We start from the raw sequence: 24,066 nt of genomic DNA, 5'->3' as shown, positions 1-24,066 counted from the left end.
CGCTTTTCTTCAGGAGTAATCATGACTGATGCAGCTTTCTATCAACTTGGCCCACTGCGCGAGTATTTAGAAGATCCTACTGTTTTTGAAATTCGCATTAACTGCTTTCAGGAAGTTATCTGTGATACGTTCAGCGGCCGCAGGGTTGTGCAGAACGCGGCAATTACGGCAGATTTTATTAGGAACCTTGCTAAATCGTTGGTGAGCAGCAACAAGCTGACCATGCAGGCCATTAATGACGTGATCCTGCCTGGCGGGATCAGGGGCGTTATCTGTCTGCCCCCTGCGGTGATTGACGGTACAACGGCCGTAGCGTTTCGTAAGGATTTGGCGGCCGATAAAAATCTGGAGCAGCTGACCAGCGAGGGGATTTTCAGTGACTGCCGGAAGATTACCGGCAGCAAGCAAAGCCTAACGGATGATGATTTTTTCCTTAAAGAGCTGCACAGCAGCGAAAAATGGCCCGCATTCCTGCAAACCGCCGTTGAGAAGAAACGCACTATCGTGATCTGCGGTGAAACCGGGTCGGGGAAAACGGTACTCACGCGCGCGCTGTTAAAATCGCTACATAAAGACGAGCGTGTAATTATTTTAGAGGACGTTCACGAAGTCACGGTCGATCACGTTGTAGAAGCCGTTTATATGATGTACGGCGATGCAGGAAAGATCGGCCGCGTCAGCGCCACTGATGCCCTGCGAGCCTGTATGCGTCTGACACCGGGCCGTATCATCATGACTGAGCTTAGGGATGATGCTGCGTGGGATTATCTTAAAGCACTTAATACCGGCCATCCAGGCGGTGTTATGTCAACGCACGCTAACTCTGCGCGCGATGCCTTTAACCGTATTGGGCTGCTTATCAAGGCGACCCCTATCGGCCGTATGCTCGATATGAGCGATATTATGCGAATGCTCTACTCCACCATTGACGTTGTGGTGCATATGGAAAAGCGGAAAATCAAAGAAATTTATTTTGACCCTGAATATAAAATGCAGTGTGTGAACGGGAGCCTGTAATGAAAAAATTAGCAACCTGGCTTCTGGCCGCAGCATTTACGACAGCCGCCCTGCCCGCCTTTGCGGTGGAACCATCCGTTCAGGTTGGCTACTCGCCTGAAGGAAGCGCCCGCGTTCTCGTCCTGAGCGCCATTGACTCCGCAAAAACCTCGATACGGATGATGGCTTATTCTTTTACCGCCCCGGATATTATGAAGGCACTGGTAGCAGCCAAAAAACGGGGAGTTGATGTGAAAATCGTAATTGATGAAAGGGGCAATACGGGGCGCGCCAGCATTGCGGCCATGAACTACATAGCGAACAGCGGCATCCCTTTGCGTACTGACAGTAATTTCCCTATCCAGCATGACAAGGTGATCATCGTGGATAATGTGACCGTTGAAACTGGCAGCTTTAATTTCACCAAAGCGGCCGAAACGAAAAACTCGGAGAATGCGGTGGTGATCTGGAACATGCCTAAGCTCGCTGAATCATTCCTCGAACACTGGCAAGACCGCTGGAATCAGGGAAGAGACTACCGTTCCAGCTACTGAATACTGACCGCCAAAAGGCGGTTTTTTTTGTTCAAAGAAACTGATCTCAGTATCGCGCCCGGGGCAGCTGGCCAACGTCGCCGGCATCGCGCCGGCAAAAATCGAAAAACAGAAATATCAGCAAGATAGCTTAAACAGGTGTCGGGAAATTTCGTTGAGATATTTTGAAGGAATCACAGTGTAAGCAGGCGGCCTATTTCAAAAAAGGCGGCTGTACGGTAGTCACTGACTCTCTCGCAGATCTTCCCGCTCATGTACCAGTAATACCCGTCAGTGCTGACAATATCGAGCAAATACCGCATATCATAAACCGTATCGGGTATTACCTCACCCTCACCGGCCAGAACGCCGCTGGCAATAGAATGATTCCCTCCTCGTACAAAGCCTATCCGCCAGGGCAACCACAAAGTAACGCGGTGGTTAATATCCTGTACCCACGGATTGCCCTTAGCGCTGCCTATATCGGCTAAAGCACTCCGGTAGCTTGATTCACCCCACGGCCACGGCAGGATCTTGGCCGTCGCAAGCGCCAGGGGAAAATCTTCAGCTGCAAGCCTGAGTGATTTCATGTGCGTGTAATCCATCGCCCAGATGATTTTTGTGAAGAAGAACTCGCGCTCGTTCATGTCCGGGCGCGCGTCCTGGCCCTCCGTGCCAACGGCCAGCAAGTAATCGGCCTGAATTGGCAGTATCAGCGCGCGTAGTAAGTCATGGATCGCCGGTTGCGGCAGTCTGTGCGCCAGATTAATTACCCGGTCGAACTTCAGTTTATCCTGCTTGCGCTTGTCGATCTGCTCCATCAGATTTCATGGCCCCCTTCTTCATGCTCATGCTCATGGGTGTGTTCTTTTCCGGTATGGCTCTGTTCCGCCTGAGACGTCTGCGGCATGGCGTAATCGTCGTAAATGCTGCTGTCAAAGTCGTAGTCGGATGCTTCGGCATAATGCTCGTAATCGGCATACTCCTGCGCGCTCCACTGCTGATCGTCGGCAGCAGCATAATCATGGGCCAGCTCTGCATCATTTTGCTGTGCTTCATGACGCCGCAGGCCAACGGAATCATCCATAGGGTTCTGCTTAAGATGAAAGGCGTCCTCTGCGTTGCTCACCGGCTGATAATCAGTGCCGGTTGTCATGTTATGTTCATCGGGTTTCTGGTTAAACGCCATGCTTTCCCCCGTGGCTTCTGGCAGACCTTTTTCAGCTGATCGGGTTTCTAAACTGGTATCGCGGCCAATATCCTTAAACCTGGCCTCAAGCCCAAAGAAACGGTCAATTTCTGCGGCCGTGGTTTTCGGGCTGTCGCGGCTCACGCTCGATGCCAAAGATTTTTTATCGTCGGTAAAAATTTCCACCTCATGACGCGCACGCGAAATACCAACATAAAAAACGTCCTTAGAAGTGGTAAGCGATTTGGTATCTATGTTGAACAACACGCGATCACAGGTAAGCCCCTGGGATTTGTGGACGGTGGTTGCATAAGCATAGGAAAGATAAGAAGCCTGTTTTTTATCCAGCTCAACCGTGCGCCCTTTTTTGTCCTCAAGCGTCAGTTTTTCACCCTCCACGGTTTTCACCGTGAAGCGGTCGCCGTTGGCAACGTCCAGCGTTTTATCGTTACGCGTTACCATAACCTTATCGCCCGGCGCCAGTTCGGCGCTGACTGCCTGGTATACAGACAGCTTGGTGTGTGTACGCGGGCTGAAAGCGATCTGCTCACCGCTGATGCTTTCAACCGTCAATTTGTTGCCCGGCCCGGTATCAAGAACCTGGTAAGACTCGCCCCGCTTCATACCATTTTTGTAATCCTGTTCGGGGATAATGATTTGCCCTTTACTGAAATAACGGCTGTCGCGGCGTTCCGCCTGTGTCGAATCCACGCGGTCAAGTAGCGTGAACGTTTCGCCGGTTCCGGCAAGCCCCAGATTGCCCCGGATGTAGTCATTGAGGGTTTTGCGTGAGGCGTTCGTACCAGAGATTATCAGGGTGGCATCCTGTTGTTCTGAGGACAGAGACAGGTAGCGATCGGCAAGTTGAGCGAGTCGGGGCGCTTCTTCCTTCAGTTCGTTCACGCCGGTGATATTTTTCAGGGCGCGCGCGGCATTACCTTCAGCGGCATACTTAACCGCCTCAAGCAAAACTTCATTCTTCTGTCGCTGAATGTCTTTCATGTAGCTGGTCTGCATACCTGCTTTAATCAGCTGCTCAAAAGGCTTACCGGCTTCTACCGCTTTCGTCTGTGACGTATCCCCCAGGAATACCGCGCGAGCGTTATGCTTCTCGATTACCTCCATCAGCTGTTTCATCTGTCGGGCGGGTATAACCCCGGCTTCATCAATGAATACGACTGATTTTTCATCCAGCTTTTTATCCTTCGCTTTGAGGAAAGCGGCAACGGTGCGGGCCGGTAATCCATCATCTTCAAGCGCTTTTTTCTGTGTCCCATAGGGGGCCAGCGCCGTGACCTTCAGCCCTTGTGACTCCAGCAGCTCTTTAGCGGCCATCGTCATATAGCTTTTACCGGTACCGGCGTAACCATGTGCGGCCACAAACCGATCTTTGCTCGTCACAATTTCTGTAACCGCGCGCATCTGCTCCTTCTTGAGGGTTTTCCCGGAAAGCAGCTGGCCTGCAATCTCTGCGGTCAGCTGTCGCGGCATCTGCCCCCGGCCGCGTGATTCGATAGTCAGAATGGAACGCTCAAGGCGAATACCCTCCACGGTAGTGACGCGGTGGCTGGTCTTTTTAAGCCTGCCGTTTTTAATACCATCATCTACCGCAAAACGGGCTTTATCCGCACGCATCCCGCTATTCGTCAGCGAGTCGATCCACTCTTTGCGCGTCAGAGTTTCGGCCATAACTGAAGCACCGACCTTCAGAGTTGATTGATACCGGGCTTCGCCCTCGATGATGGCGCCCTTCTGTACCGCCTTCAGGTACGCTTTTTCAACATCGGCTATTGTGGCATGGCCCAGCACCTGCTTATTAGCGATTTGAATCAGCTTCTGGCGTTCAAAGCTGGCATCGCGCTCTGACAGCGACTTAACTGCAAACTGGATAGCCCGGTCAGCTTTAACCTCCGGGCTGGTAAAATCCGGGGCCATGTTGCGCGCTATATCAGCCTCCAGAGGTTTACCGTGTCCCTGCCATTCACGGTTATCAAAATCAATGCCGAGCGTTTTGGCGCGGCTGGCCCATTCCTGGTGAATTTCTTCACGGGAATGCTCTGTTTTCTTTTCACGCGTAGCCATCGAGACGCGGCTTTTCGTCTGAGCATCGGCGGTTTCCCGCGTCAGACCCATTGCAGCGAGTCCCTTTTCAATTTGCTCCGACCGGCGGGAAAAAGCGCGAATCTGTTCATCTGAAAAATGGGCCATATCGAACGTGTTATTTTTGCTGTTGTAACGCAGCTCATAACCGGCTTTGGTCAACTCCAACGCCAGCTCCTGTTTGTAAACATCGCCCAGGTGCATTTTGTTACGCATCAGCTCATCATTTTTGAGCGCGCGCCACTGGCCGTCCTCGCGCTGGGTCATGTTCATGACAAAAGCGTGTGTGTGCAAATCAGGATCTAGCGCCCTGGACGTTTCGTGGCGGAAAGTAGCGACGACAAGGTTATTGGTATTCTGGGTTACTGATTTCCCCTGGCGAGTCGTCCGGGCCTGCGCGAGTTTTTCAGCTTCACGCACAGCAGCGGCAACAGCTTTTTCATGAGCCTCGATAATGGTTTTATCGCCGTGTATCAGCGCCTGCATGGATACCCCTTTAGGCGCTGAAAACGTCAGGTCGTAGCCCAGACGCTCTTTTTTGGCATCACCCACGTGTCGCTGCATATGCGTGAAGGTATCTATCTCACCGACAAGCAGCTCTTTAAACCGGGCTGATTCAACGTCCCCGGACAAGCCGAGGGCTTCAGCTCCGGTTCCCTGCCAGGACGTGAATGATGAATCCTTACTGTAGTAATCATCCTTTGCATCAGAGTAGTAGCCCACAACGCTAGTGACGTTCTGGCGGGTAATCGTGGTTATATCAAGCATCAGATCTCCCTCAGTTCAATGCCAGGAACAGGGTTTTTGCGATGGTATTTAACGTGTTTAGCCTTGAACTTAGCGACGGGCATATCACCAGGCAACGCCAGATAGCCGGTGAGGTTTGGCAACATTGATATTTCGGTAGGCGTTACGGCACGAACAACTTTAACGTCGCGGCGTTTACGGACAATCCAGGGCTTCTGAGGATCGGATTCTTTACGCTCAACTTCGCCTTCTATCTCACCGAGTGAGCGCGACATTTGATCCAACGTTTCATCACCGAGACGGCTGCCGCCCAGCACGATGTTAGAACGCATGTTAGCCAGAATGGTCTGAGCCATATCCCGACCATAAACCTTAACCAGCTGAGAATAGGTTTGATAGCCAGCATAAACACACAGACCGCTTTTACGCCCTTTGGTCAGTGCATCGTTGAGGTTTGGCAGAAACTGGAGTGATTCCAGCTCGTCAATAAATACATTAATGCGGCTTTCTTTTTCACCCATACCCAGCACGATAGAAAAAATCGAATCCAGCCAGCAGGAAATTAGCGGATTAAGTGACCTTTTCATTTCTTCCTGCCAGGTGATAAACAGGGTTCCCGGCTTTCCATCATCAAGCCAGTCACGCAGGGAAAAATTACCTTCCGGCATTTTCAAATGTGGGGCAAGATTCTTACTGAGAACAAATCGCGCGCTTCCAACTGCTTTTTCAGACCCGGAAAAAATAGCTTCGGCAGGCGTCCCCATTAAAAATTCTTTTAATTTTTTCTGGTCAACGTTACAGGCCCAGTGAATAACTTCTTCCATAGTTACTGTGCTGTATAGGCTGTGAAGTTTTTTCGAAACTTCACTAAAAATAAGACGGCCATAGCCGAACCATTCTTCAGTAGCCATATCAGGGCTTTCCTGAACAATAGAGTTCACTAAGCGCTCGTAATCATATGAACGGCGAATTTCATTGAAAAACACCCAGCCTTCAGTGCGTTTATCATAGGCGTTTAAAATAACATCGCCGGGACGATAGAAATTCTTTAAGAACCCCCCATTTGGATCTAAAGCAATATTTTTGCCGCCTCTAATGATGCTCTTAAATAACAGTTCATTGAAAATTGTGGTTTTACCAGTACCGGTTGTACCGGCAATCGAAAAATGCAAGTTCTCAGCGTATGTAGGTATGGGGATATTAGCCACGGTTAACTGGTTGACACCTCTTTCGCGTGTTTTATCAGCGAGTGTTCTGGCGCGAACAAGCTCTGTACCACGATAAATCTTTTTGAATCTTTCGCCTTTAAACACGCGTGATTTATCATAAATGATAAAAGCGATCAGACCGCCAACACCAATAAACCAGCCTGCAATTAAAGCTGACCATAAAGGCCATAGCGAAAAAGTATTCTTAACCAGATACGGAATCAGGTATTTAGCCGTGGATGGATCAATACCGTAGGTAAATTTTGCAACTAGAAACCATACCATCACTGGAGGCAAAGTAATTGCAAATAAAAATGCTAAGCCTCTTTCTCTATCGTCCATTTCAGCGCTCCTTTTTTGGTTCCCAGACTTTGTAGCCGTTACGTTCAACCTCTGCTTTTGCCGCTTTGGTTTTGCCCGGTTCTGCTATCGAGCGCAGGAGGATTAGCGTTTCAATAGCGAGTGATTCATGCAACATCATCTGTCCTGCCGGTGGGAATTTTACGCCAGATAGCGTTTCGGTTATTGCCTTCAGCTCATCGCGCAGTGGGCCAAAATCCGCATCTGAAGCACGGTCAAAAAGATAATCCAGTTTGCGATTTACGTCGCTCAGCCGGTCGGCAACTATTTTCAACCCGGACTCCCGATCACCTGGGCCAGCTTCAAGGCAGCGCCGCAGATAATCTGACCGATTACCTCCTGAAACCAGGTCTATATAGGCCAAAAGTTCATCTGATACTTTTGCGGTTATTATTGGCATTCAGTCCTCACATTGTGCATTTCTTAAACAAAAGATTGGGATCTAACAAGCTGAAATCTTAGTATTACCAAAGTAATAAAGCAAACTCATTATAAAACAATGAGTTATTAGGTGTTTTTAATACCTAATTATTACCGAATATTGACGCTATTTATTTTTTTATTTTTTAAATCAGTGTGATAGCGTGATTTATCGCGCTGCGTTAGGTGTATAGCAGGTTAAGGGATAAAAAATCATCTTTTTTGGTAGGAGCGATCTACGTAGGTTAAGGACTAACTGACTAAAAAGCGTTCAATATTCCGTATTCATGCTTGCATGAATACCAGTACAACACTATTACAACAAAAGTACATCAAAATTACATCAAAAGTACATCACTTGAAGGTTGACAGTACAACAGAATTACATCATTATCTGGTCATGAGGTAGCCAGTACAACAAAAGTACATCAAAAATACATCATAAATACATCAGAAATACATCAAAATTACATCATTCTAAATGAGGGTACTATGAAGCCCAAAAGTATCAGGGCGGCACTTCAGTTGATGTTGCCGGAAATAGAAGAAATGATGTCACTGGGAGTTTCCAGGGCGGAAATTTATAAAGCAGTTTCTGAACGCTTCGGCCTGGAAGGTGTGAACGTTCGTAGCTTTGATACGTCCCTATATAGAGCGCGGCAAATCCGGAAAAATGGAATGCACAATACACATGGAAGGATGCCGAACAATGAAGATAGTGTATTGCACAATACACAAACGCCGCCTGAGCCTGAACCGCAAGGAAGTGAAAAAAAAGAAAGTCCCGGCATTATTGATAAAGAGTTCTTCAATAAAATCAGTGAAGATTTCGACCCTAAGATGTTCAACAAAAAATTCTGAGGTGATTTATGAAAGTAGCGGTAATTAATTACAGTGGCAGCGTTGGTAAAACCTTAATTTCATCCTACCTGTTAGCCCCGCGTCTGACTGGAGCAAAATTCTATGCGGTTGAAACTATCAACCAGTCTGCTTCCGATCTGGGGATTGAGAATGTTTCCATTTTTAAAGGTGATGACTTTTCACGGTTGATTGAAGATATTGTTTTTGAAGATGCCGGGATTATTGATATTGGTGCGTCAAACGTAGAAGCGTTCCTGATGGCAATGTCCCGCTTTGACAGTGGCGCGAATGAATTTGATAAGTATGTAATCCCGGTTACGCCTGATAATAAGGCCATTGATGAAAGCATGAAAACAGCACATACGTTAAGTAAGGCAGGTGTAAGCAGCGATAAAATCATCTTTGTTCCAAACCGCATTAGTCCAGATAGTGAAGTAGAGGATGTACTGGCGCCGGTATTTGAATTTGTCAAACGAACGAAAATTGGCAAAATCAGCAAGAAATCTGTTATTTATAACAGTGAAGTTTTCGAATATCTCGCGTATCACCGTATCTCATTCGAAGCATTGACCGCTGAAGATCCAGAAGAATTTAAAGCCCGCGCTAAACAAACAACGGATGCTGACGAGCGCAAAAAACTGGCCCGCCGTTATACCTACATGAAACAGGCAATTCCTGTTAAAGCTAATCTCGATAAAGCATATGCGGCTTTAATGGGAGAATAAAATGGAAAAGCAGCCAGATAAATTTGAAGTTCTGATGGATTGGTTTTTAGGTGACGCGAAGGAAATCACCGCAAGTCAGAAAGAAATGACTGAGATACTTTCTGCGCTTTCGGAAAAGCTGGCAAAAGACACCGAAAGTTTAGGAGAGACGGCAGACTCTCTTAAACGGACTTTAGTAGAAAACCAGCGTTCAATTAGCCTGGCAATTAGTGATGATGCTAAGGCGCGTGAGGAATTTCTGACGAAGTTCCGCCGCGCGCAGGCGTCCAGAGCTGAGACGTTAACCCGTCAGATCCTTTTTATTACAGCTGGCTGCACTATTGTGGGCGCCGCCGTGGGTGCCGCGATAGCCATAATTCTACTGAGATAATGTAAACCGGGCATGTCCCGGTTTTTTTTCAAGCGAAGCGCGGAGGCCGCAGGCCGGAGGCATTAGTGGCCGCCGCCCGAAGGGGCGAGACGCGTAGCGGCTCGATGCGCAGCACGGCAGAACGGCCCCGCAGGGGTAATGCCCAGTTTAATTCAACGTGACAGTCACGTGGAGGAAAAATATGAATGACCGACAGCGTGAACAAGCCCGTATTCGCCAGGCCCGGCGCCGCGCGCGACTCAAAGAGGAAGGCGCTAGCGTGACAGTCACGCTAATAAAACAGGAAGAAGCAATGTTACAGGAGCTTTGCCGGGTTCGCCGTCCAGGACGAACAGCCTATTCAACGAATGAGTTTTTCCAACTGCTGCTGATCCGAAACTGGCAACAGTGGCAGGAGCAAAAGGCGCAGCTGGGGAAATGCCAGGCTTGCGGAAAGCTGAAAGCGGAGGGAGGTTGCGGCGGCGAACGGCAGAGCGAAACCTTTAACTGCTGGCTAGCCGTCGAAGCAAACGAGCTTAATGTGTAGTGTATTGTGCTATACAGAAATAGCCAAAAGCAGCGCGGAGTAATAACTGAAACGGCCGCGCAGCGGAAAGAAAAAAGCCCGGTCAATCCGGGTTTTTTTCTTTCGGCGGCTCAGTAATCGTCTAGATCTCCGCAGCCCAGCGGGCAACAATTACGCTCAATACCGTGGCTGCAATAATCGTTTTCCCGATCCTGCCGGATTTCTTCCGCGATCTCGTCTTGGGTCAGATAGTCAAATTCACGCCGCGCTACCGCGATCAGTTCTTCCCGATACTCGGCCGGAACGCCAGCAAGATAGCCGTCAATATCCGCGCTCAGGCGGCGCTGATACAGTTCATAAATTAGGCCGCAGCGGGGCTGCTGTTTGCGCGCAAAACTCTCACACTGGCGACGAAAATCTTCAAGAGTCTGCTCAAGGGTTTGTGTGGTCATGTCGTTTGTCCTCGATCTTTCTGTTAAAGACCCGGCTTGGCCGGGTCGTCAGTGCTATTTAGTTTGTTGCAGCAGCTGGTCTAATTTTGCCGCCAGTGCATACGTCGATGTGAAAGCGCCTTGCAGGCGCTGATTAGGCAGCTGGTTGAACGCTTCGAGGCAGGCGCGCAGCAATAATTCTTTCTGAGATTCGACTTCTTTTTTCAGCTGGGAAGGGGTGGTAACAGTGGTCATGCTTACTCCTTAGTGATCCGATACCGGCAATTTTTCGGGTGGCGGTATTGCCTCCCGATGATTTAATTATCGGTGATTATGCCTTAAAAGTCAATACAAGTACGGAATTTATTTACCTGTTTTTATGCCCGTCAGGGCATGGAAGGCGACCGCGCCGGACTCCACCGGACACCGGCCGCAAATCGCCGGAAACTGCGGGACTGACCGGAGCAACAGGCCAATCCCCCTCCCTGCTAAGCCATAACCCAGCCCGCCGTCACGTAGCTGCCGCACGTCCCCCACGGGGGTGCGCAGTGGGCGCCGCGCGCCTGCGCGCGGGTACGGCGGCCCGCCTGCGGGTCGCGGCGCCGTACTGCGAGTTAGCGGCCGCCGCGCGGCCGGTTACGGGGGACACCGCACCGTCACGGCCAGCGCCCCACTGAGCTGCACAATCCACGGATAACACAATAGCGCACTGGCAAAGGATGCCGACGCCTGAAGGGCGTTGGCACCCCGAAGGGGCGGGGCGGCCGCTTGCGGCCGGGCGAGTCCGGCGCAGGGTGTGGCCTGCCAAGCGGAGCGCGGAGGCCGAAGGCCGGAGGCGTTAGCGGCCGCTGCCCGCGTAAGCGGGGCGAGACGGGAACCGGCTCGATGCACAGCACAGCAGAGCGACCCCGAAGGGGTAACGCCCGGTGTGGCATCAGGATTTAGCGCAATGGCAGAACATGAGCTGTAGAGATCACCGGCAAGCAGCAGCAAAGGGGCGGCGCAGCCGCCCAGATGGCTGTTTGCCGATACCGGCGATTAATTAGAGCGGTGTTTAATATCCCCCGCGTGGCGGGGGACTAGGTTTCAGCAAGTCATGTTAAATACGTGTCCGTCATGTAAACTGAAATCCCCAATAAACAGATCCCGCGCATAGGCTACGATGTCAAAATATCGGGCTACGGATTCAGGAATTTCATTCAGTAGACCGCTATCATTCAGGTATTCCTCTGCAAAAGTTTCTTCGTCCTTAGCTTCGCCCATATAGGCATCTCTAAACAGGTCGAAATCAGTGCTATTAAACAGATCAACAAAGGCCACAAACGCCGCTTCGTTTCCTTCCTCGCGGGCTTGTTTAAAGCCGTTAATAAAATCCCAGTTGATATGGCACTCTGACGCCATATCAGACGGAATACCCTCCCAATCCTGGAACATAAATTCTGGATCAGCCTCATTTGCGTGTAACTCGCGGCAGCGCTCGTAAAACTCCTCTGAGCTATCAAAATCGGTCAGATCGAGCCAGGCTCCCGCAATGCTTCCGCAGTTGTATTTATGGTAAGTGCCAACATAAACAGAAGGGGTCGTAATATCAGTCATGGTGTACTCCTTAAAGCGCCGATACCGGCAATTTTTCGGGTGGCGGTATTGCCTCCCGATGATTTAATTATCGGTGATTACGCCTTAAAAGTCAATACAAGTACGGAATTTATTTACCTGTTTTTATGCCCGTCAGGGCATGGAAGGCGACCGCGCCGGACTCCACCGGACACCGGCCGAAAATCGCCGGAAACTGCGGGACTGACCGGAGCAACAGGCCAACCCCCCTCCCTGCTAAGCCATAACCCAGCCCGCCGCCACGCAGCTGCCGCACGTCCCCCACGGGGGTGCGCAGTGGGCGCCGCGCGCCTGCGCGCGGGTACGGCGGCCCGCCTGCGGGTCGCGGCGCCGTACTGCGAGTTAGCGGCCGCCGCGCGGCCGGTTACGGGGGACACCGCACCGTCACGGCCAGCGCCCCGCTGAGATGCACAATCGAGTGCCTGAATCGCTTCCTGACAGCCTCAATAAAAAAAGGCGGGGATTACCCGCCTTTTTTCTTACAGCTGCTTACGTGGCTTTTTACGCGTCATATACAACGGTATCGCGCAGTCTACCGCGTACAAAAAGCACGCCAGCGCGCCGCAACCGTACAGAAACGCAAGCGGCTTATTATCGAAGTAGCTGAAAACCCCTGTCGCCGCACACAGGCCCAGAATAGAGACGCAGGCGCAGGTGATCTGCACCAGATCCCTGTATCCCGCACGAACGATAAACCAGGGCAGGGCAAGCGCAGCGGCGCTAATAATTAATGCGAGAGGGACAAAAACGAGATAGTGATACATGTGAACTCCTTAATGGTTGCCGATACCGGCGATTGTTCGGGCGGCGGTATTGCCACCCGATGATTTAATTAGAGGTTTTGCGCGTCCAGGAGATTGACCTGAGCCGGGGTAACGTGAAACTTTTCCCCTTACTCATGCTGATATCACCTTGCCAGCTGTTACCAGTTTACGAAATTCGCTTTCATGAATTTCACGCCCATGCTCAAGCGTTGAATACACGTTGCCGATAAGCCAGTTACCAGCCGTTTTTGTCTCGGTATACCACCATGCTTCTGTCAGAGTAAGCAGCGGTTCGCTATCCTCGCCCTTCTCATAGATCCAGATTTTAGTGACGTCTTTACCCGTTTCGTTGCTGCCCTGAATGGTAGGGTCAAAGGTATGTTCAATCTCTATATCGAAGTAACGCTGAAGGAAGTTAGTAAAGTGCATGACGACTCCTGTAAGCGCCGATACCGGCAATTTTTCGGGTGGCGGTATTGCCTCCCGATGATTTAATTATCGGTGATTACGCCTTAAAAGTCAATACAAGTACGGAATTTATTTACCTGTTTTTATGCCCGTCAGGGCATGGAAGGCGACCGCGCCGGACTCCACCGGACACCGGCCGCAAATCGCCGGAAACTGCGGGACTGACCGGAGCAACAGGCCAACCCCCCTCCCTGCTAAGCCATAACCCAGCCCGCCGCCACGCAGCTGCCGCACGTCCCCCACGGGGGTGCGCAGTGGGCGCCGCGCGCCTGCGCGCGGGTACGGCGGCCGCCTGCGGGTCGCGGCGCCGTACTGCGAGTTAGCGGCCGCCGCGCGGCCGGTTACGGGGGACACCGCACCGTCACGGCCAGCGCCCCACTGAGCTGCACAATCCACGGATAATGCAGGAGACGAATCATGATAGGAGGCTGAAAGGGAAATGAGCGGCAGCAGGGGAAGGGGTTGCCAAGCGGAGCGCGGAGGCCGCAGGCCGGAGGCGTCAGTGGCAGCTGCCCGCGTGAGCGGGGCGAGACGCGTAGCGGCTCGATGCGCAGCACAGCAGAACGGCCCCGGAGGGGTGACGTCCGGGGGTTCGCTTTTAAAGATTTTCGACCACATCAGTAAATCGTAGTGACACCATGAAGCAAAAGTATCGTGCAGACCAGAATCAACAACAGTAACAGCAGACCTTTTTTTCGACGTAATAAAACCGGCCCCAAAGCGCCCGCAAGAAGCACACTCAACACGATTTCCGTTATACTAATCGTATTCAGAATCTCTCACGTTTCCCTTTTTAGAACTCTGCCACACACAGATAAAACCTTATAACAAGCAACAAAACCCGTTATTCAGACACGGTAATGCCTAGTTTTTTTGCCAGAATTTCAGATGACAAAGAAACCCTTATCGACTTCCTGGTTACAAGGTGAATGATTGTGGCTTCATGCCCTTCAACAGAGTGGGATATTAACTCACGCTGAATGATATGCGTCTCTCCATCATTTCCCGTCACGGCTATTAGGCTCTCTGTAGAACAGGGGTTGATACTACTAATGTTGGTGTTGTTTTCGGTTTTGTTCAGCATCGCTGATCCTCAAATATCGGTTTGTGTTACGTCTGCCGCTTTGCGCTGGATAAGCGACTTAAAGAAATCCGACGCCTTCAGAATATCGCTATCCTGGAAGTCGGGAAATGTCGCTTCTGTCAGCTCCTGCGCCGTACCTGCCCGTATAACGGTTTCATCGCGGATCATCGTTCGCTTAACGCCATCAGCCTGTTTTTTGCTGAAGGAGTGCCGGAAAATAATCGCGTATTGGCCGCCGCTATCCTGATGAACAGAAGTATCCCAGCGATGATTACCCTGTTTACGATAGTGGTGATAGATTTGCTGGCCGTAGCGCTCCTGATCGGAATTTCGGTAATCGAACATTAACAGTTCCAAAAGCATTAACCGATCTGGCAATTGCCAGACGGTAGGGTGTTGAAGTGTCGCTAACATAGTTTCCCCTGAGCGTGACAGTCACGATAAGGCGGGCTTTGCCCGCCTGGTTATCAGTTAATCAATGGCACGATAAATACGATTCTGGCTTTCGTTCTCCAGCGTATTAACGTACTCCCGCAACAGGTGATACCGGTTAGCCATCGTTTCGTTCAGTTCGGCTTTGCCTTCTTCATATGCCAGCCCGCAAAAGTAACTGTAGGCATACAGACAAACAATAATCCCTACTTCGCGCGCGCTGCATTCACCTTCAAAATAGTTAGGTAACGAGAGCCAAAGAGGTTGGGGCGCTTCCATAAAAAACGCGCCATTGCTGGCCTGAAGGTATTCCCAATACCCTCCCTGGTAGTCTTTAGCGTAACGATTCAGAAAGGACTGAATGAAGTGATCTGCGCTGAAGAAAGCGCCACGAAATGCCGCAGGCATGAAGTTCATGCGGGCGTTTTCAGAAATGTAGCGGGCGGTGATTTCGATAGTTTCCATGATACTTCCTCTTTAAGCCGATACCGGCAATTTTTCGGGCGGCGGTATTGCCTCCCGATGATTTAATTATCGGTGATTATGCCTTAAAGGTCAATACAAGTACGGAATTTATTTACCTATTTTATGCCAGTCAGGGCATGGAAGGCGACCTCGCCGGACTCCACCGGACACCGGGGGCAAATCGCCGGAAACTGCGGGACTGATCGGAGCGACAGGCCACCCCCCTTCCTGCTAGCCCGCCGCCACGCGGCCGGTTACAGGGGACACTGAGAAAGCAGAAAGCCAACAAACACTATATATAGCGTTCGTTGGCAGCTGAAGCAGCACTACATATAGTAGAGAACCTGTAAAACTTGCCAACCTGACCATAACAGCGATACTGTATAAATAAACAGTTATTTGGAAGATCGCTATGAAGGTCGATATTTTTGAAAGCTCCGGCGCCAGCCGGGTACACAGCATCCCTTTTTATCTGCAAAGAATTTCTGCGGGGTTCCCCAGCCCGGCCCAGGGCTATGAAAAGCAGGAGTTAAACCTGCATGAGTATTGTGTTCGTCACCCTTCAGCAACTTACTTCCTGCGGGTTTCTGGCTCGTCAATGGAAGATGGCCGCATCCATGATGGTGACGTACTGGTTGTGGATCGCTCGCTGACGGCCAGCCACGGCTCAATCGTAGTCGCCTGCATCCATAATGAATTTACCGTGAAGCGACTACTGCTGAGGCCCAGACCCTGCCTAATGCCGATGAACAAAGATTTTCCTGTGTACTACATTGACCCGGATAATGAGAGCGTTGAAATCTGGGGAGTGGTTACGCATTCCCTTATCGAGCATCCGGTATGTTTGCGCTGATTGATGTCAATGGCATGTACGCCAGCTGTGAGCAGGCATTTAGGCCAGATCTGGCAAACCGAGCAGTGGCCGTTTTATCCAACAATGACGGCAACATTGTGGCCCGTAATTACCTGGCGAAGAAAGCGGGCCTGAAAATGGGCGATCCGTACTTCAAAGTCAGACCCATAATCGAGCGTCATAACATCGCTATTTTTAGCTCTAATTACACTCTTTATGCCTCCATGTCGGCCCGGTTCGCGGCCGTAGTTGAGTCCCTTGCAAGCCACGTCGAACAGTATTCAATCGACGAGCTTTTTGTTGACTGCAAAGGGATAACGGCCGCCATGAGCCTTGACGCTTTCGGGCGCCAACTGCGCGAGGAAGTCAGGCGACACACAACGCTGGTATGCGGGGTCGGTATTGCCCGTACTAAGACGCTGGCGAAGCTGTGTAACCACGCTGCAAAAACATGGCCCGCTACTGGCGGGGTGGTTGCTCTGGACGATGGCGCCAGACTGAAGAAATTAATGAGCATCCTGCCGGTTGCGGAAGTCTGGGGCGTCGGCCATCGTACAGAGAAAGCACTCGCCACAATGGGGATCAAAACGGTGCTGGATTTAGCCAGGGCAGATACGCGCCTAATCCGTAAAACATTCGGCGTTGTGCTTGAAAGAACGGTACGGGAGTTGCGCGGCGAGGCTTGCTTCAGCCTGGAAGAAAACCCTCCTGCGAAGCAGCAGATTGTTGTGTCGCGCTCATTCGGCCAACGCGTAGAAACCCTGACGGACATGCAGCAGGCTGTCACCGGATTTGCAGCGCGCGCAGCTGAAAAACTGCGTAATGAGAGGCAATACTGCCGCGTCATAAGCGTCTTTATCCGTACCAGTCCTTATTCAGTGCGTGATACACAGTATGCCAATCAGGCAACCGAAAAACTGACGGTGGCAACCCAGGACAGCCGCACGATAATTCAGGCAGCACAAGCCGCGCTGGCGCGGATCTGGCGGGAAGATATTGCGTATGCAAAAGCAGGGGTCATGCTGGCAGATTTTAGCGGGAAGGAGGCCCAGCTTGATTTATTCGACTCTGCTACGCCTTCAGCTGGCAGCGAGGCTTTAATGGCTGTTCTTGATGGTATAAACCGGCGTGGAAAGAACCAGCTTTTTTTTGCAGGCCAGGGCATCGATAACTCCTTTGCCATGCGTCGTCAGATGTTGTCACCTGATTACACGACAGACTGGCGCTCAATACCAATAGCCACCATCAAATAATTACCGGCGCCGTACCCGGGCCGGTTAACCCCTCAACCGGCCGTAACAAGTTTCGGCACGGTTTCGCGGTTTTCGGTAAAAGCCGTTTCCTCTGTATAAAAGATCATCTAAATTATGTGTATTGCACAATACATATATGTGAGGTTAGCAGTGAATTTGCCTACACCCGAAACCTACGATGAACTTCAGAGAGCCTACGATTTTTTCAATGAGAAGCTATTCAGCAACGAGCTGCCGCCATGCCTGATAACGTTGCAGCGTGAGAAGCGAACGTATGGCTATTGTTCCTTTAAGCGTTTCGTCGGCCGTGAGAGTGGGTACACGGTAGACGAGATCGCTATGAATCCGGTGTATTTCTCGATCAGAACCATAAAGGCCACGCTTTCAACACTGGTGCATGAGATGGTTCATCAGTGGCAATTCCATTTTGGCGAGCCTGGCCGCCGTGGCTATCACAACAAACAGTGGGCGGCCCGGATGGAACGGGTAGGACTAATGCCTTCTGATACCGGCGAACCGGGAGGCAGGAAAGTGGGCCAGAGCATGACCCATTATATTATTGCCGGTGGCCCTTTCGATATGGCCTGTGATGAACTGCTGACAGGCCATTTCCGGCTTTCCTGGATGGACAGGTTTCCGCCTTACCAGCCTAAGCCTGGCGCTGTGCTAAGCCCTACAGGAAAAGGCTATATTGACGACGAGGAAGATGATAGCGAACACGAACAGGAGGTGGAGGAAGGGCGCGACCCGGTTGAACTCGACGACGAGATCATAGAGGCCATGCGATTTGTAACCCCGCCGCCTGAAGCGCCGGTGAACAAAACAAACCGGGAAAAGTACAGCTGCCCGGTGTGTCATATCAATCTCTGGGGTAAACCGGGGATAGTGGTTTACTGTGGTGGCGAGCACTGTAATAAAGCCGCGTTAGTAGTCTTAAAATAAAGTCCTTTCGGACTTTATTTTTTTTCCATTTCGGAGGTCGTGATGTTATTAATGCTGTACTTCGCGGCTTCTTTTAAAACAGTTTCAGCAAGGCTTGCTGGTATCCAGACCTGAACTAATTTTAATGGTTCGCCGTTCTCGGCTTTAAGAGTGGTGTTCTGGTACAAATCCCAGATTCGCTTAACGGTGCTGGAAATGTTTTGCTTGGAACGGCCTACTCGCGTGGCTACGTCTGATGATTTCTCACCTTTGACAAGCACGGAATAGCCAATATCTGTTGTGATGTGTGCAAAGGAAGCCATTTGCGGCAGCAGCTGTTTCCATTCTGTTTCTGAAATTCTGTTTTTCTGAGCCATCTGTGGCGCCTCCGTAGTTTTGGTTACAGAAAGGATATACTCAGAATAAATAGGGGTCAATACAAGTACGATTTTTATAAACTTTATTTTATTTGAGGGTGAGGCCCGGTGCGGCAGCAGCGCGGGCCTCGATGGTGCCGCGAAGGTGCTGGCGCCATGCTTGGATTAAAACATGAACCGTGAAGAACTGCGAAACTTGTTTTCGCGGTTCTGAGGGGTTGACCGAGCCGCGAAGCGGCGCTGGTAAGCGATGATATGCACATATCCACAGGCATATTTTTAAAAGGTATTTTATAGATTTTTTATCTTTTTAAAGTCTTTTAGAGCTATATAACTCATTGATTTAAAATCATAAATAAGTGTTATCTCTGGGAATCCGCCCACCTTGTTATGGGAATTGGCCCACCTATCTATGGGAAACACCCCACCTTACTATGGGAATTAGCCCACCTTGTTATGGGAATTGGCCCACCTTAGACGAAACTGTAAAAAATGTATTTACTTGTTTGAACTTTGTGGTAGTGTGGAGAGTAATTTTTAACCCACAAAGGCAAGGCTCATGGATAAGTTGCTGAACAAAAAGATAAAAGTTAAGCAGTCTAACGAGCTTACCGAAGCTGCTTACTACCTCTCGCTAAAAGCAAAGCGCGTTCTCTGGTTATGTCTTATGCAGACGTATTTCACAGCTTCAGTAAGCGAAGATGATGATGAGATGGCTGTACTCGGTGACTCTACTTTCAAAGTAAAGGTGGCTGACTATCAGCAAATTTTTCAGGTAAGCCGTAACCAGGCTATCAAGGATGTTAAAGAAGGCGTGTTTGAGTTAAGCCGTTCTGCGGTAATCTTTTACCCGAAAGAAGGGAGTTTTGACTGCGTCGCGCGCCCCTGGCTAACAGAGGCTGGCAGCCGATCAGCTCGTGGTATCTGGGAAATCGAATTTAACCATAAACTCCTGCGGTACATTTACGGCCTGACGAACCAGTTCACCACCTACTCGCTCCGCGATTGTGGCAGTCTTCGAAATCCACGGACGATCCGCCTTTATGAAAGTCTTGCTCAATTCAAATCTTCAGGCTTATGGGTTACTACTCATGCTTGGTTAAATGACCGTTTCCTTTTGCCGGAATCCCAACAGAAGAACTTGGCAGAGTTGAAACGATCTTTCCTTGATCCTGCTCTCAAGCAGATAAATGAGAAAACACCTTTACTTGCTAAGTATAGTATTGATGATTCAGGAAAATTTCTGTTCTCAATAATTGATAAGCAAAATCCCGTCTGACATAAATCAGCACACATGAGCCTGTCATTTGACAAATTTTTGTCATGAAGATGGGCGAATTTCCACACAGCACCGGCGCCCGGCAAGGTGGGCGGATTCCCACACGGCACCGACGCCCGGCAAGGTGGGCGGATTCCCACACGGCACCGGCGCCCGGCAAGGTGGGCGGATTCCCACACGGCACCGGCGCCCGGCAAGGTGGGTGGATTTCCACACGGCACCGGCGCCCGGCAAGGTGGGCGGATTTCCACACGGCACCGGCGCCCGGCAAGGTGGGCGGATTTCCACACAGCACCGGCGCCCGGCAAGGTGGGCGGATTTCCACACAGCACCGGCGCCCGGCAAGGTGGGCGGATTTCCATAACTTTAATTATACCTTTGTGTTATTTGTGGATTGTGCAGCTCAGTGGGGCGCTGGCCGTGACGGTGCGGTGTCCCCCGTAACCGGCCGCGCGGCGGCCGCTAACTCGCAGTACGGCGCCGCGACCCGCAGGCGGGCCGCCGTACCCGCGCGCAGGCGCGCGGCGCCCACTGCGCACCCCCGTGGAGGACGTGCGGCAGCTGCGTGGCGGCGGGCTGGGTTATGGCTTAGCAGGGAGGGGGGTTGGCCTGTTGCTCCGGTCAGTCCCGCAGTTTCCGGCGATTTGCGGCCGGTGTCCGGTGGAGTCCGGCGCGGTCGCCTTCCATGCCCTGACGGGCATATGGCGGCACATCGCATTCGACGAAACCCAACCTAACCGGAGTCATCAGGCTAGAATGTTATTCATCATTTATTTTCTCTGAATGGTTGCCTTTTGTCGTGTAGCGATAAATAGTCATGCGAGAAACATTGAAGCGCTTCGCAACAGCTCCTACTGTCATTTCAGGATCAGCAAGCAGAATTTTCATTTGCTTAATATCATCTTCCGAAAGTGACGGTTTTCTTCCCCCTACACGGCCCCTTGCGCGAGCAGCTGCGAGTCCAGATCTCGTTCGTTCAATATTGCGGTTGCGTTCAAAGTTAGAGAATATAGCCATCAGATGAGTATAGATTTCCCCGATAACAGGAGCGCTAGTATCTATTCTGTCTTTGATGGCTATAAAGGTGATTCCGCGCTTTTTCAGGTCGTCAAGCAACGTAATCACCTGGCTCAATGAACCGCCGAGCCGATCAAGCGCCCAAACAACCAGGGTATCACCTTCGCGCAATGCCTTCAGACAGTTCTCCAGTTCCGGGGCACCATTTTTGGCGCGTTTAGTGCCGCCGCGTGAGATCTGTTCATGATAGATTTGCTCGCAACCCGCTTTTGTCAGTTCATCAACCTGATGCGTTACATCCTGAAGATGTGTCGATTTACGCGCATAGCCGATTATCATTTTGCCACCCTATTTTGTTACATCGTTTTTGTTGTATTGATACTGTAACGGGTTTTGTTACAGCCGGAGAGCGTTTTATTGTATAGGCAACTGCTTATAGGGATGTGTCACAGAAACCATCGTTTTTGATACATTAATTTAACCAATAGGTTGCAGATCAAATCGCCTGTAACAGCCTTTCTGGCTGTTTGTATATAATTATGAAAAAATGGTGAGTAGAGTTTCAGGGTAACAGGGGATGTTTATGTCGGTTTTCCACAACTGGCTACTCGAGATCGCATGTGAGAATTACGGCACTGTTGCAAATAGTCGGTGGTGATAAACTTATCATCCCCTTTTGCTGATGGAGCTGCACATGAACCCATTCAAAGGCCGGCATTTTCAGCGTGACATCATTCTGTGGGCCGTACGCTGGTACTGCAAATACGGCATCAGTTACCGTGAGCTGCAGGAGATGCTGGCTGAACGCGGAGTGAATGTCGATCACTCCACGATTTACCGCTGGGTTCAGCGTTATGCGCCTGAAATGGAAAAACGGCTGCGCTGGTACTGGCGTAACCCTTCCGATCTTTGCCCGTGGCACATGGATGAAACCTACGTGAAGGTCAATGGCCGCTGGGCGTATCTGTACCGGGCCGTCGACAGCCGGGGCCGCACTGTCGATTTTTATCTCTCCTCCCGTCGTAACAGCAAAGCTGCATACCGGTTTCTGGGTAAAATCCTCAACAACGTGAAGAAGTGGCAGATCCCGCGATTCATCAACACGGATAAAGCGCCCGCCTATGGTCGCGCGCTTGCTCTGCTCAAACGCGAAGGCCGGTGCCCGTCTGACGTTGAACACCGACAGATTAAGTACCGGAACAACGTGATTGAATGCGATCATGGCAAACTGAAACGGATAATCGGCGCCACGCTGGGATTTAAATCCATGAAGACGGCTTACGCCACCATCAAAGGTATTGAGGTGATGCGTGCACTACGCAAAGGCCAGGCCTCAGCATTTTATTATGGTGATCCCCTGGGCGAAATGCGCCTGGTAAGCAGAGTTTTTGAAATGTAAGGCCTTTGAATAAGACAAAAGGCTGCCTCATCGCTAACTTTGCAACAGTGCCTTTTGGACTGCTTCGGCTTTTTTGGCAGGAATTTTCTTCACCAACTCAAAACGACTTTTGCGTTCCGTCAGCGTCAGCAAACAAGCTCCACCCGCTTTACCCAGTACGGTATCGGCTTCCCAATGTCCAAAGCGACTGCGATTTTGCGCCGAAATGGGACGGTCGTTCAAATGGTTGGATATCTGAATTTTGCCACGTTTTTCATGATGATTTTTGTATGCCGTGTTTTGCCTTTGTGGCGCAGTTTGCGACTGGCTTTGCGTTCGCTTATATCAAACAACCCTGAATAAATACCACGATAAATGGTTGAATAACTAATGGATAATTCAGATTTTTCCAATTTTAATCGTGCGCTGATTTGTTCGGGCGACCAGTTTTCTGTCAGAAACTTTTCTTGCACCAAATTGAAATATTCAGGCTGCTCTAATTTGCGCTGTGCTTTGCTATTTTGACGATGCTTCAAATAGCTGTTTTGTGCGTTCGTTGCACTGTAGCTTTCTAGAGCGTGTCGTTTCAGCTCGCGAGAAATGGTGCTGGAGCTACGTCCCAGTGCTTTGGCAATTTCTGCTTGTTTTTTGCCCTGTGCGAGTAAAATCATTATCTTTTCTCGCTCGTTTATTGTAAGATGTCGGTAGGAAGTACTCATCATTTGGAAATGGTTTTTGTGTGGAAAAAAATTATATTCTAGTTGAGTACTTCTTTTTTTTGTTGCACTTGGATTGTAAATTCAGCCTATAAAAATAGGCGTATCACGAGGCCCTTTCGTCTTCAAGAATTTTATAAACCGTGGAGCGGGCAATACTGAGCTGATGAGCAATTTCCGTTGCACCAGTGCCCTTCTGATGAAGCGTCAGCACGACGTTCCTGTCCACGGTACGCCTGCGGCCAAATTTGATTCCTTTCAGCTTTGCTTCCTGTCGGCCCTCATTCGTGCGTTCTAGGATCCTCCGGCGTTCAGCCTGTGCCACAGCCGAGGATGGTGACCACCATTTGCCCCATATCACCGTCGGTACTGATCCCGTCATCAATGAACCGGACTGCCACGCCCTGAGCGTCAAATTCCTTTATCAGTTGGATCATATCGGCAGTGTCGCGGCCAAGACGGTCGAGCTTCTTAACCAGAATGACATCACCTTCCTCCACCTTCATCCTCAGCAAATCCAGCCCTTCCCGGTCTGTTGAACTGCCGGATGCCTTATCGGTAAATATACGGTTTGCTTTCACACCTGCGTCTTTGAGTGCTCTGACCTGAAGATCAAGAGACTGCTGACTGGTTGAGACCCGAGCGTAACCAAAAAGTCGCATAAAATGTACCTTAAATCGAATATCGGACAACTCATGTCTAATTATTACAATTTACGATTTAATAGACATATTAATGTAACAGTTTTACGATGTCCGATAATTTATAACATTTCGTACGGTTGGAAAAATGTTACTAAATGCCCGTCAGGCAGGGAGGCGATATGCCCGTTGACTTTCTGACCACTGAGCAGACTGAAAGCTATGGCAGATTCACCGGTGAACCGGATGAGCTTCAGCTGGCACGATATTTTCACCTTGATGAAGCAGACAAGGAATTTATCGGAAAAAGCAGAGGTGATCACAACCGTCTGGGCATTGCCCTGCAAATTGGATGTGTC

At 50.3% G+C, this 24,066-nt stretch carries 26 protein-coding genes and 2 pseudogenes; 12 read left to right on the top strand and 16 right to left on the bottom strand.

Annotated elements, in window-relative coordinates; genetic code table 11:
- The first annotated feature begins 21 nt into the window (after positions 1-21).
- Both PI91_RS20615 and PI91_RS20610 read left to right on the top strand, forming a co-directional pair.
- The gene (locus PI91_RS20615) at positions 22-1,017 is read left to right on the top strand and encodes an ATPase, T2SS/T4P/T4SS family (protein ID WP_000128596.1); all 996 of its coding nucleotides are present in this window, start codon (positions 22-24) and stop codon (positions 1,015-1,017) included.
- Positions 1,017-1,550, top strand: coding sequence for a phospholipase D family protein (locus PI91_RS20610; protein ID WP_000731968.1), 534 nt, complete (start codon positions 1,017-1,019; stop codon positions 1,548-1,550). The genes PI91_RS20615 and PI91_RS20610 overlap by 1 nt, the downstream gene beginning before the upstream one ends.
- A 173-nt stretch (positions 1,551-1,723) precedes the next feature.
- Here the strand turns inward: PI91_RS20610 and PI91_RS26650 are convergent, their stop codons facing one another.
- Genes PI91_RS26650 through PI91_RS20590 form a run of 4 tightly spaced genes read right to left on the bottom strand, consistent with a single transcriptional unit; the run spans position 1,724 to position 7,533 of the window.
- On the bottom strand, positions 1,724-2,350 hold the full coding sequence (locus tag PI91_RS26650; protein WP_000434930.1) for a DUF6710 family protein: 627 nt from the start codon (positions 2,348-2,350) through the stop codon (positions 1,724-1,726).
- On the bottom strand, positions 2,350-5,586 hold the full coding sequence (mobF, locus tag PI91_RS20600; protein ID WP_011407157.1) for a MobF family relaxase: 3,237 nt from the start codon (positions 5,584-5,586) through the stop codon (positions 2,350-2,352). The genes PI91_RS26650 and mobF overlap by 1 nt, the downstream gene beginning before the upstream one ends.
- Complete coding sequence (locus PI91_RS20595) at positions 5,586-7,115, bottom strand: type IV secretion system DNA-binding domain-containing protein (protein WP_000342688.1); 1,530 nt, start codon at positions 7,113-7,115, stop codon at positions 5,586-5,588. The genes mobF and PI91_RS20595 overlap by 1 nt, the downstream gene beginning before the upstream one ends.
- A 1-nt stretch (position 7,116) precedes the next feature.
- Positions 7,117-7,533 carry a hypothetical protein gene (locus PI91_RS20590; protein ID WP_001532083.1) on the bottom strand — a complete coding sequence of 139 codons (417 nt, stop codon included), beginning with the start codon at positions 7,531-7,533 and terminating at the stop codon, positions 7,117-7,119.
- Between the two features lie 512 nt (positions 7,534-8,045).
- Between PI91_RS20590 and stbA the strand changes: the two genes are divergently transcribed.
- The 4 genes from stbA (at position 8,046) to PI91_RS20570 (ending at position 10,035) form a co-directional block, all read left to right on the top strand.
- Positions 8,046-8,414: a plasmid stabilization protein StbA gene (stbA, locus tag PI91_RS26515; RefSeq protein ID WP_031942885.1), complete on the top strand. Its 369-nt coding sequence runs from the start codon at positions 8,046-8,048 to the stop codon at positions 8,412-8,414.
- 8 nt (positions 8,415-8,422) lie between these two features.
- The gene (gene stbB / locus PI91_RS20580; RefSeq protein ID WP_000861577.1) at positions 8,423-9,139 is read left to right on the top strand and encodes a StbB family protein; all 717 of its coding nucleotides are present in this window, start codon (positions 8,423-8,425) and stop codon (positions 9,137-9,139) included.
- Position 9,140: 1 nt separating this feature from the next.
- The gene (gene stbC, locus PI91_RS20575) at positions 9,141-9,509 is read left to right on the top strand and encodes a plasmid stabilization protein StbC (protein WP_000414913.1); all 369 of its coding nucleotides are present in this window, start codon (positions 9,141-9,143) and stop codon (positions 9,507-9,509) included.
- A 181-nt stretch (positions 9,510-9,690) separates the two neighbouring features.
- Positions 9,691-10,035, top strand: a complete 345-nt coding sequence (locus PI91_RS20570; protein WP_015059326.1) for a hypothetical protein — start codon at positions 9,691-9,693, stop codon at positions 10,033-10,035.
- Positions 10,036-10,145: 110 nt separating this feature from the next.
- Here PI91_RS20570 and ccgAII read toward each other — a convergent pair whose 3' ends face one another.
- From ccgAII to ardB, 8 genes are all read right to left on the bottom strand, one after another.
- Entirely contained in the window at positions 10,146-10,466 is a 321-nt protein-coding gene (ccgAII, locus tag PI91_RS20565; protein WP_000211833.1) for a protein CcgAII, read from the bottom strand.
- A 54-nt stretch (positions 10,467-10,520) separates the two neighbouring features.
- The gene (gene ccgAI / locus PI91_RS20560) at positions 10,521-10,700 is read right to left on the bottom strand and encodes a protein CcgAI (protein ID WP_000214483.1); all 180 of its coding nucleotides are present in this window, start codon (positions 10,698-10,700) and stop codon (positions 10,521-10,523) included.
- A gap of 831 nt (positions 10,701-11,531) precedes the next feature.
- Positions 11,532-12,041, bottom strand: a complete 510-nt coding sequence (locus PI91_RS20555; RefSeq protein WP_000129958.1) for an antirestriction protein ArdA — start codon at positions 12,039-12,041, stop codon at positions 11,532-11,534.
- Between the two features lie 497 nt (positions 12,042-12,538).
- Positions 12,539-12,823 carry a protein CcgC gene (gene ccgC, locus PI91_RS20550; RefSeq protein WP_000274934.1) on the bottom strand — a complete coding sequence of 95 codons (285 nt, stop codon included), beginning with the start codon at positions 12,821-12,823 and terminating at the stop codon, positions 12,539-12,541.
- Between the two features lie 132 nt (positions 12,824-12,955).
- Entirely contained in the window at positions 12,956-13,252 is a 297-nt protein-coding gene (ccgD, locus tag PI91_RS20545; RefSeq protein ID WP_000545925.1) for a protein CcgD, read from the bottom strand.
- Positions 13,253-14,135: 883 nt separating this feature from the next.
- A complete protein-coding gene (locus PI91_RS20540) occupies positions 14,136-14,375 on the bottom strand; it encodes a hypothetical protein (protein ID WP_015059329.1) in 240 nt (79 codons plus the stop codon).
- A gap of 9 nt (positions 14,376-14,384) precedes the next feature.
- On the bottom strand, positions 14,385-14,789 hold the full coding sequence (gene ardR, locus PI91_RS20535) for an antirestriction protein ArdAB regulator ArdR (protein ID WP_000881514.1): 405 nt from the start codon (positions 14,787-14,789) through the stop codon (positions 14,385-14,387).
- 57 nt (positions 14,790-14,846) lie between these two features.
- Positions 14,847-15,272 carry an antirestriction protein ArdB gene (ardB, locus tag PI91_RS20530; RefSeq protein WP_000447669.1) on the bottom strand — a complete coding sequence of 142 codons (426 nt, stop codon included), beginning with the start codon at positions 15,270-15,272 and terminating at the stop codon, positions 14,847-14,849.
- Positions 15,273-15,684: 412 nt separating this feature from the next.
- On the opposite strand from ardB, the gene mucA reads away from it, so the two are divergent.
- The 3 genes from mucA (at position 15,685) to PI91_RS20515 (ending at position 18,320) form a co-directional block, all read left to right on the top strand.
- Positions 15,685-16,125, top strand: coding sequence for a translesion error-prone DNA polymerase V autoproteolytic subunit MucA (gene mucA / locus PI91_RS20525; RefSeq protein ID WP_000861760.1), 441 nt, complete (start codon positions 15,685-15,687; stop codon positions 16,123-16,125).
- Positions 16,113-17,378, top strand: a complete 1,266-nt coding sequence (mucB, locus tag PI91_RS20520) for a translesion error-prone DNA polymerase V subunit MucB (RefSeq protein WP_000457702.1) — start codon at positions 16,113-16,115, stop codon at positions 17,376-17,378. The genes mucA and mucB overlap by 13 nt, the downstream gene beginning before the upstream one ends.
- A 150-nt stretch (positions 17,379-17,528) precedes the next feature.
- Positions 17,529-18,320 carry a SprT-like domain-containing protein gene (locus tag PI91_RS20515; RefSeq protein ID WP_001452808.1) on the top strand — a complete coding sequence of 264 codons (792 nt, stop codon included), beginning with the start codon at positions 17,529-17,531 and terminating at the stop codon, positions 18,318-18,320.
- 14 nt (positions 18,321-18,334) lie between these two features.
- Here PI91_RS20515 and ardK read toward each other — a convergent pair whose 3' ends face one another.
- Positions 18,335-18,676, bottom strand: coding sequence for an antirestriction protein ArdAB regulator ArdK (gene ardK / locus PI91_RS20510; protein ID WP_000057569.1), 342 nt, complete (start codon positions 18,674-18,676; stop codon positions 18,335-18,337).
- Positions 18,677-19,235: 559 nt separating this feature from the next.
- On the opposite strand from ardK, the gene PI91_RS20505 reads away from it, so the two are divergent.
- A complete protein-coding gene (locus tag PI91_RS20505) occupies positions 19,236-19,955 on the top strand; it encodes a replication initiation protein (RefSeq protein WP_000359513.1) in 720 nt (239 codons plus the stop codon).
- Between the two features lie 759 nt (positions 19,956-20,714).
- Here PI91_RS20505 and PI91_RS20500 read toward each other — a convergent pair.
- Positions 20,715-21,311 carry a recombinase family protein gene (locus PI91_RS20500; protein ID WP_000583524.1) on the bottom strand — a complete coding sequence of 199 codons (597 nt, stop codon included), beginning with the start codon at positions 21,309-21,311 and terminating at the stop codon, positions 20,715-20,717.
- 355 nt (positions 21,312-21,666) lie between these two features.
- Between PI91_RS20500 and PI91_RS20495 the strand changes: the two genes are divergently transcribed.
- Complete coding sequence (locus PI91_RS20495) at positions 21,667-22,371, top strand: IS6-like element IS26 family transposase (protein WP_001067855.1); 705 nt, start codon at positions 21,667-21,669, stop codon at positions 22,369-22,371.
- A gap of 39 nt (positions 22,372-22,410) precedes the next feature.
- Here the strand turns inward: PI91_RS20495 and PI91_RS20490 are convergent.
- Both PI91_RS20490 and PI91_RS20485 read right to left on the bottom strand, forming a co-directional pair.
- Positions 22,411-23,072 (bottom strand): annotated as a pseudogene (locus PI91_RS20490) (IS30 family transposase); the annotation flags it as partial.
- Positions 23,073-23,172: 100 nt separating this feature from the next.
- Positions 23,173-23,728 (bottom strand): annotated as a pseudogene (locus tag PI91_RS20485) (recombinase family protein).
- 161 nt (positions 23,729-23,889) lie between these two features.
- Between PI91_RS20485 and PI91_RS20480 the strand changes: the two are divergent.
- A partial coding sequence (locus tag PI91_RS20480; protein ID WP_039267002.1) for a DUF4158 domain-containing protein occupies positions 23,890-24,066 on the top strand: 177 nt, incomplete at its 3' end.

It is taken from the genome of Enterobacter sp. FB (assembly GCF_000805795.1).
GTDB lineage: Bacteria > Pseudomonadota > Gammaproteobacteria > Enterobacterales > Enterobacteriaceae > Enterobacter > Enterobacter roggenkampii.
The sequence above is the reverse complement of the archived record's forward strand: the minus strand, read 5'-3'. Positions and strand labels throughout refer to the sequence as shown.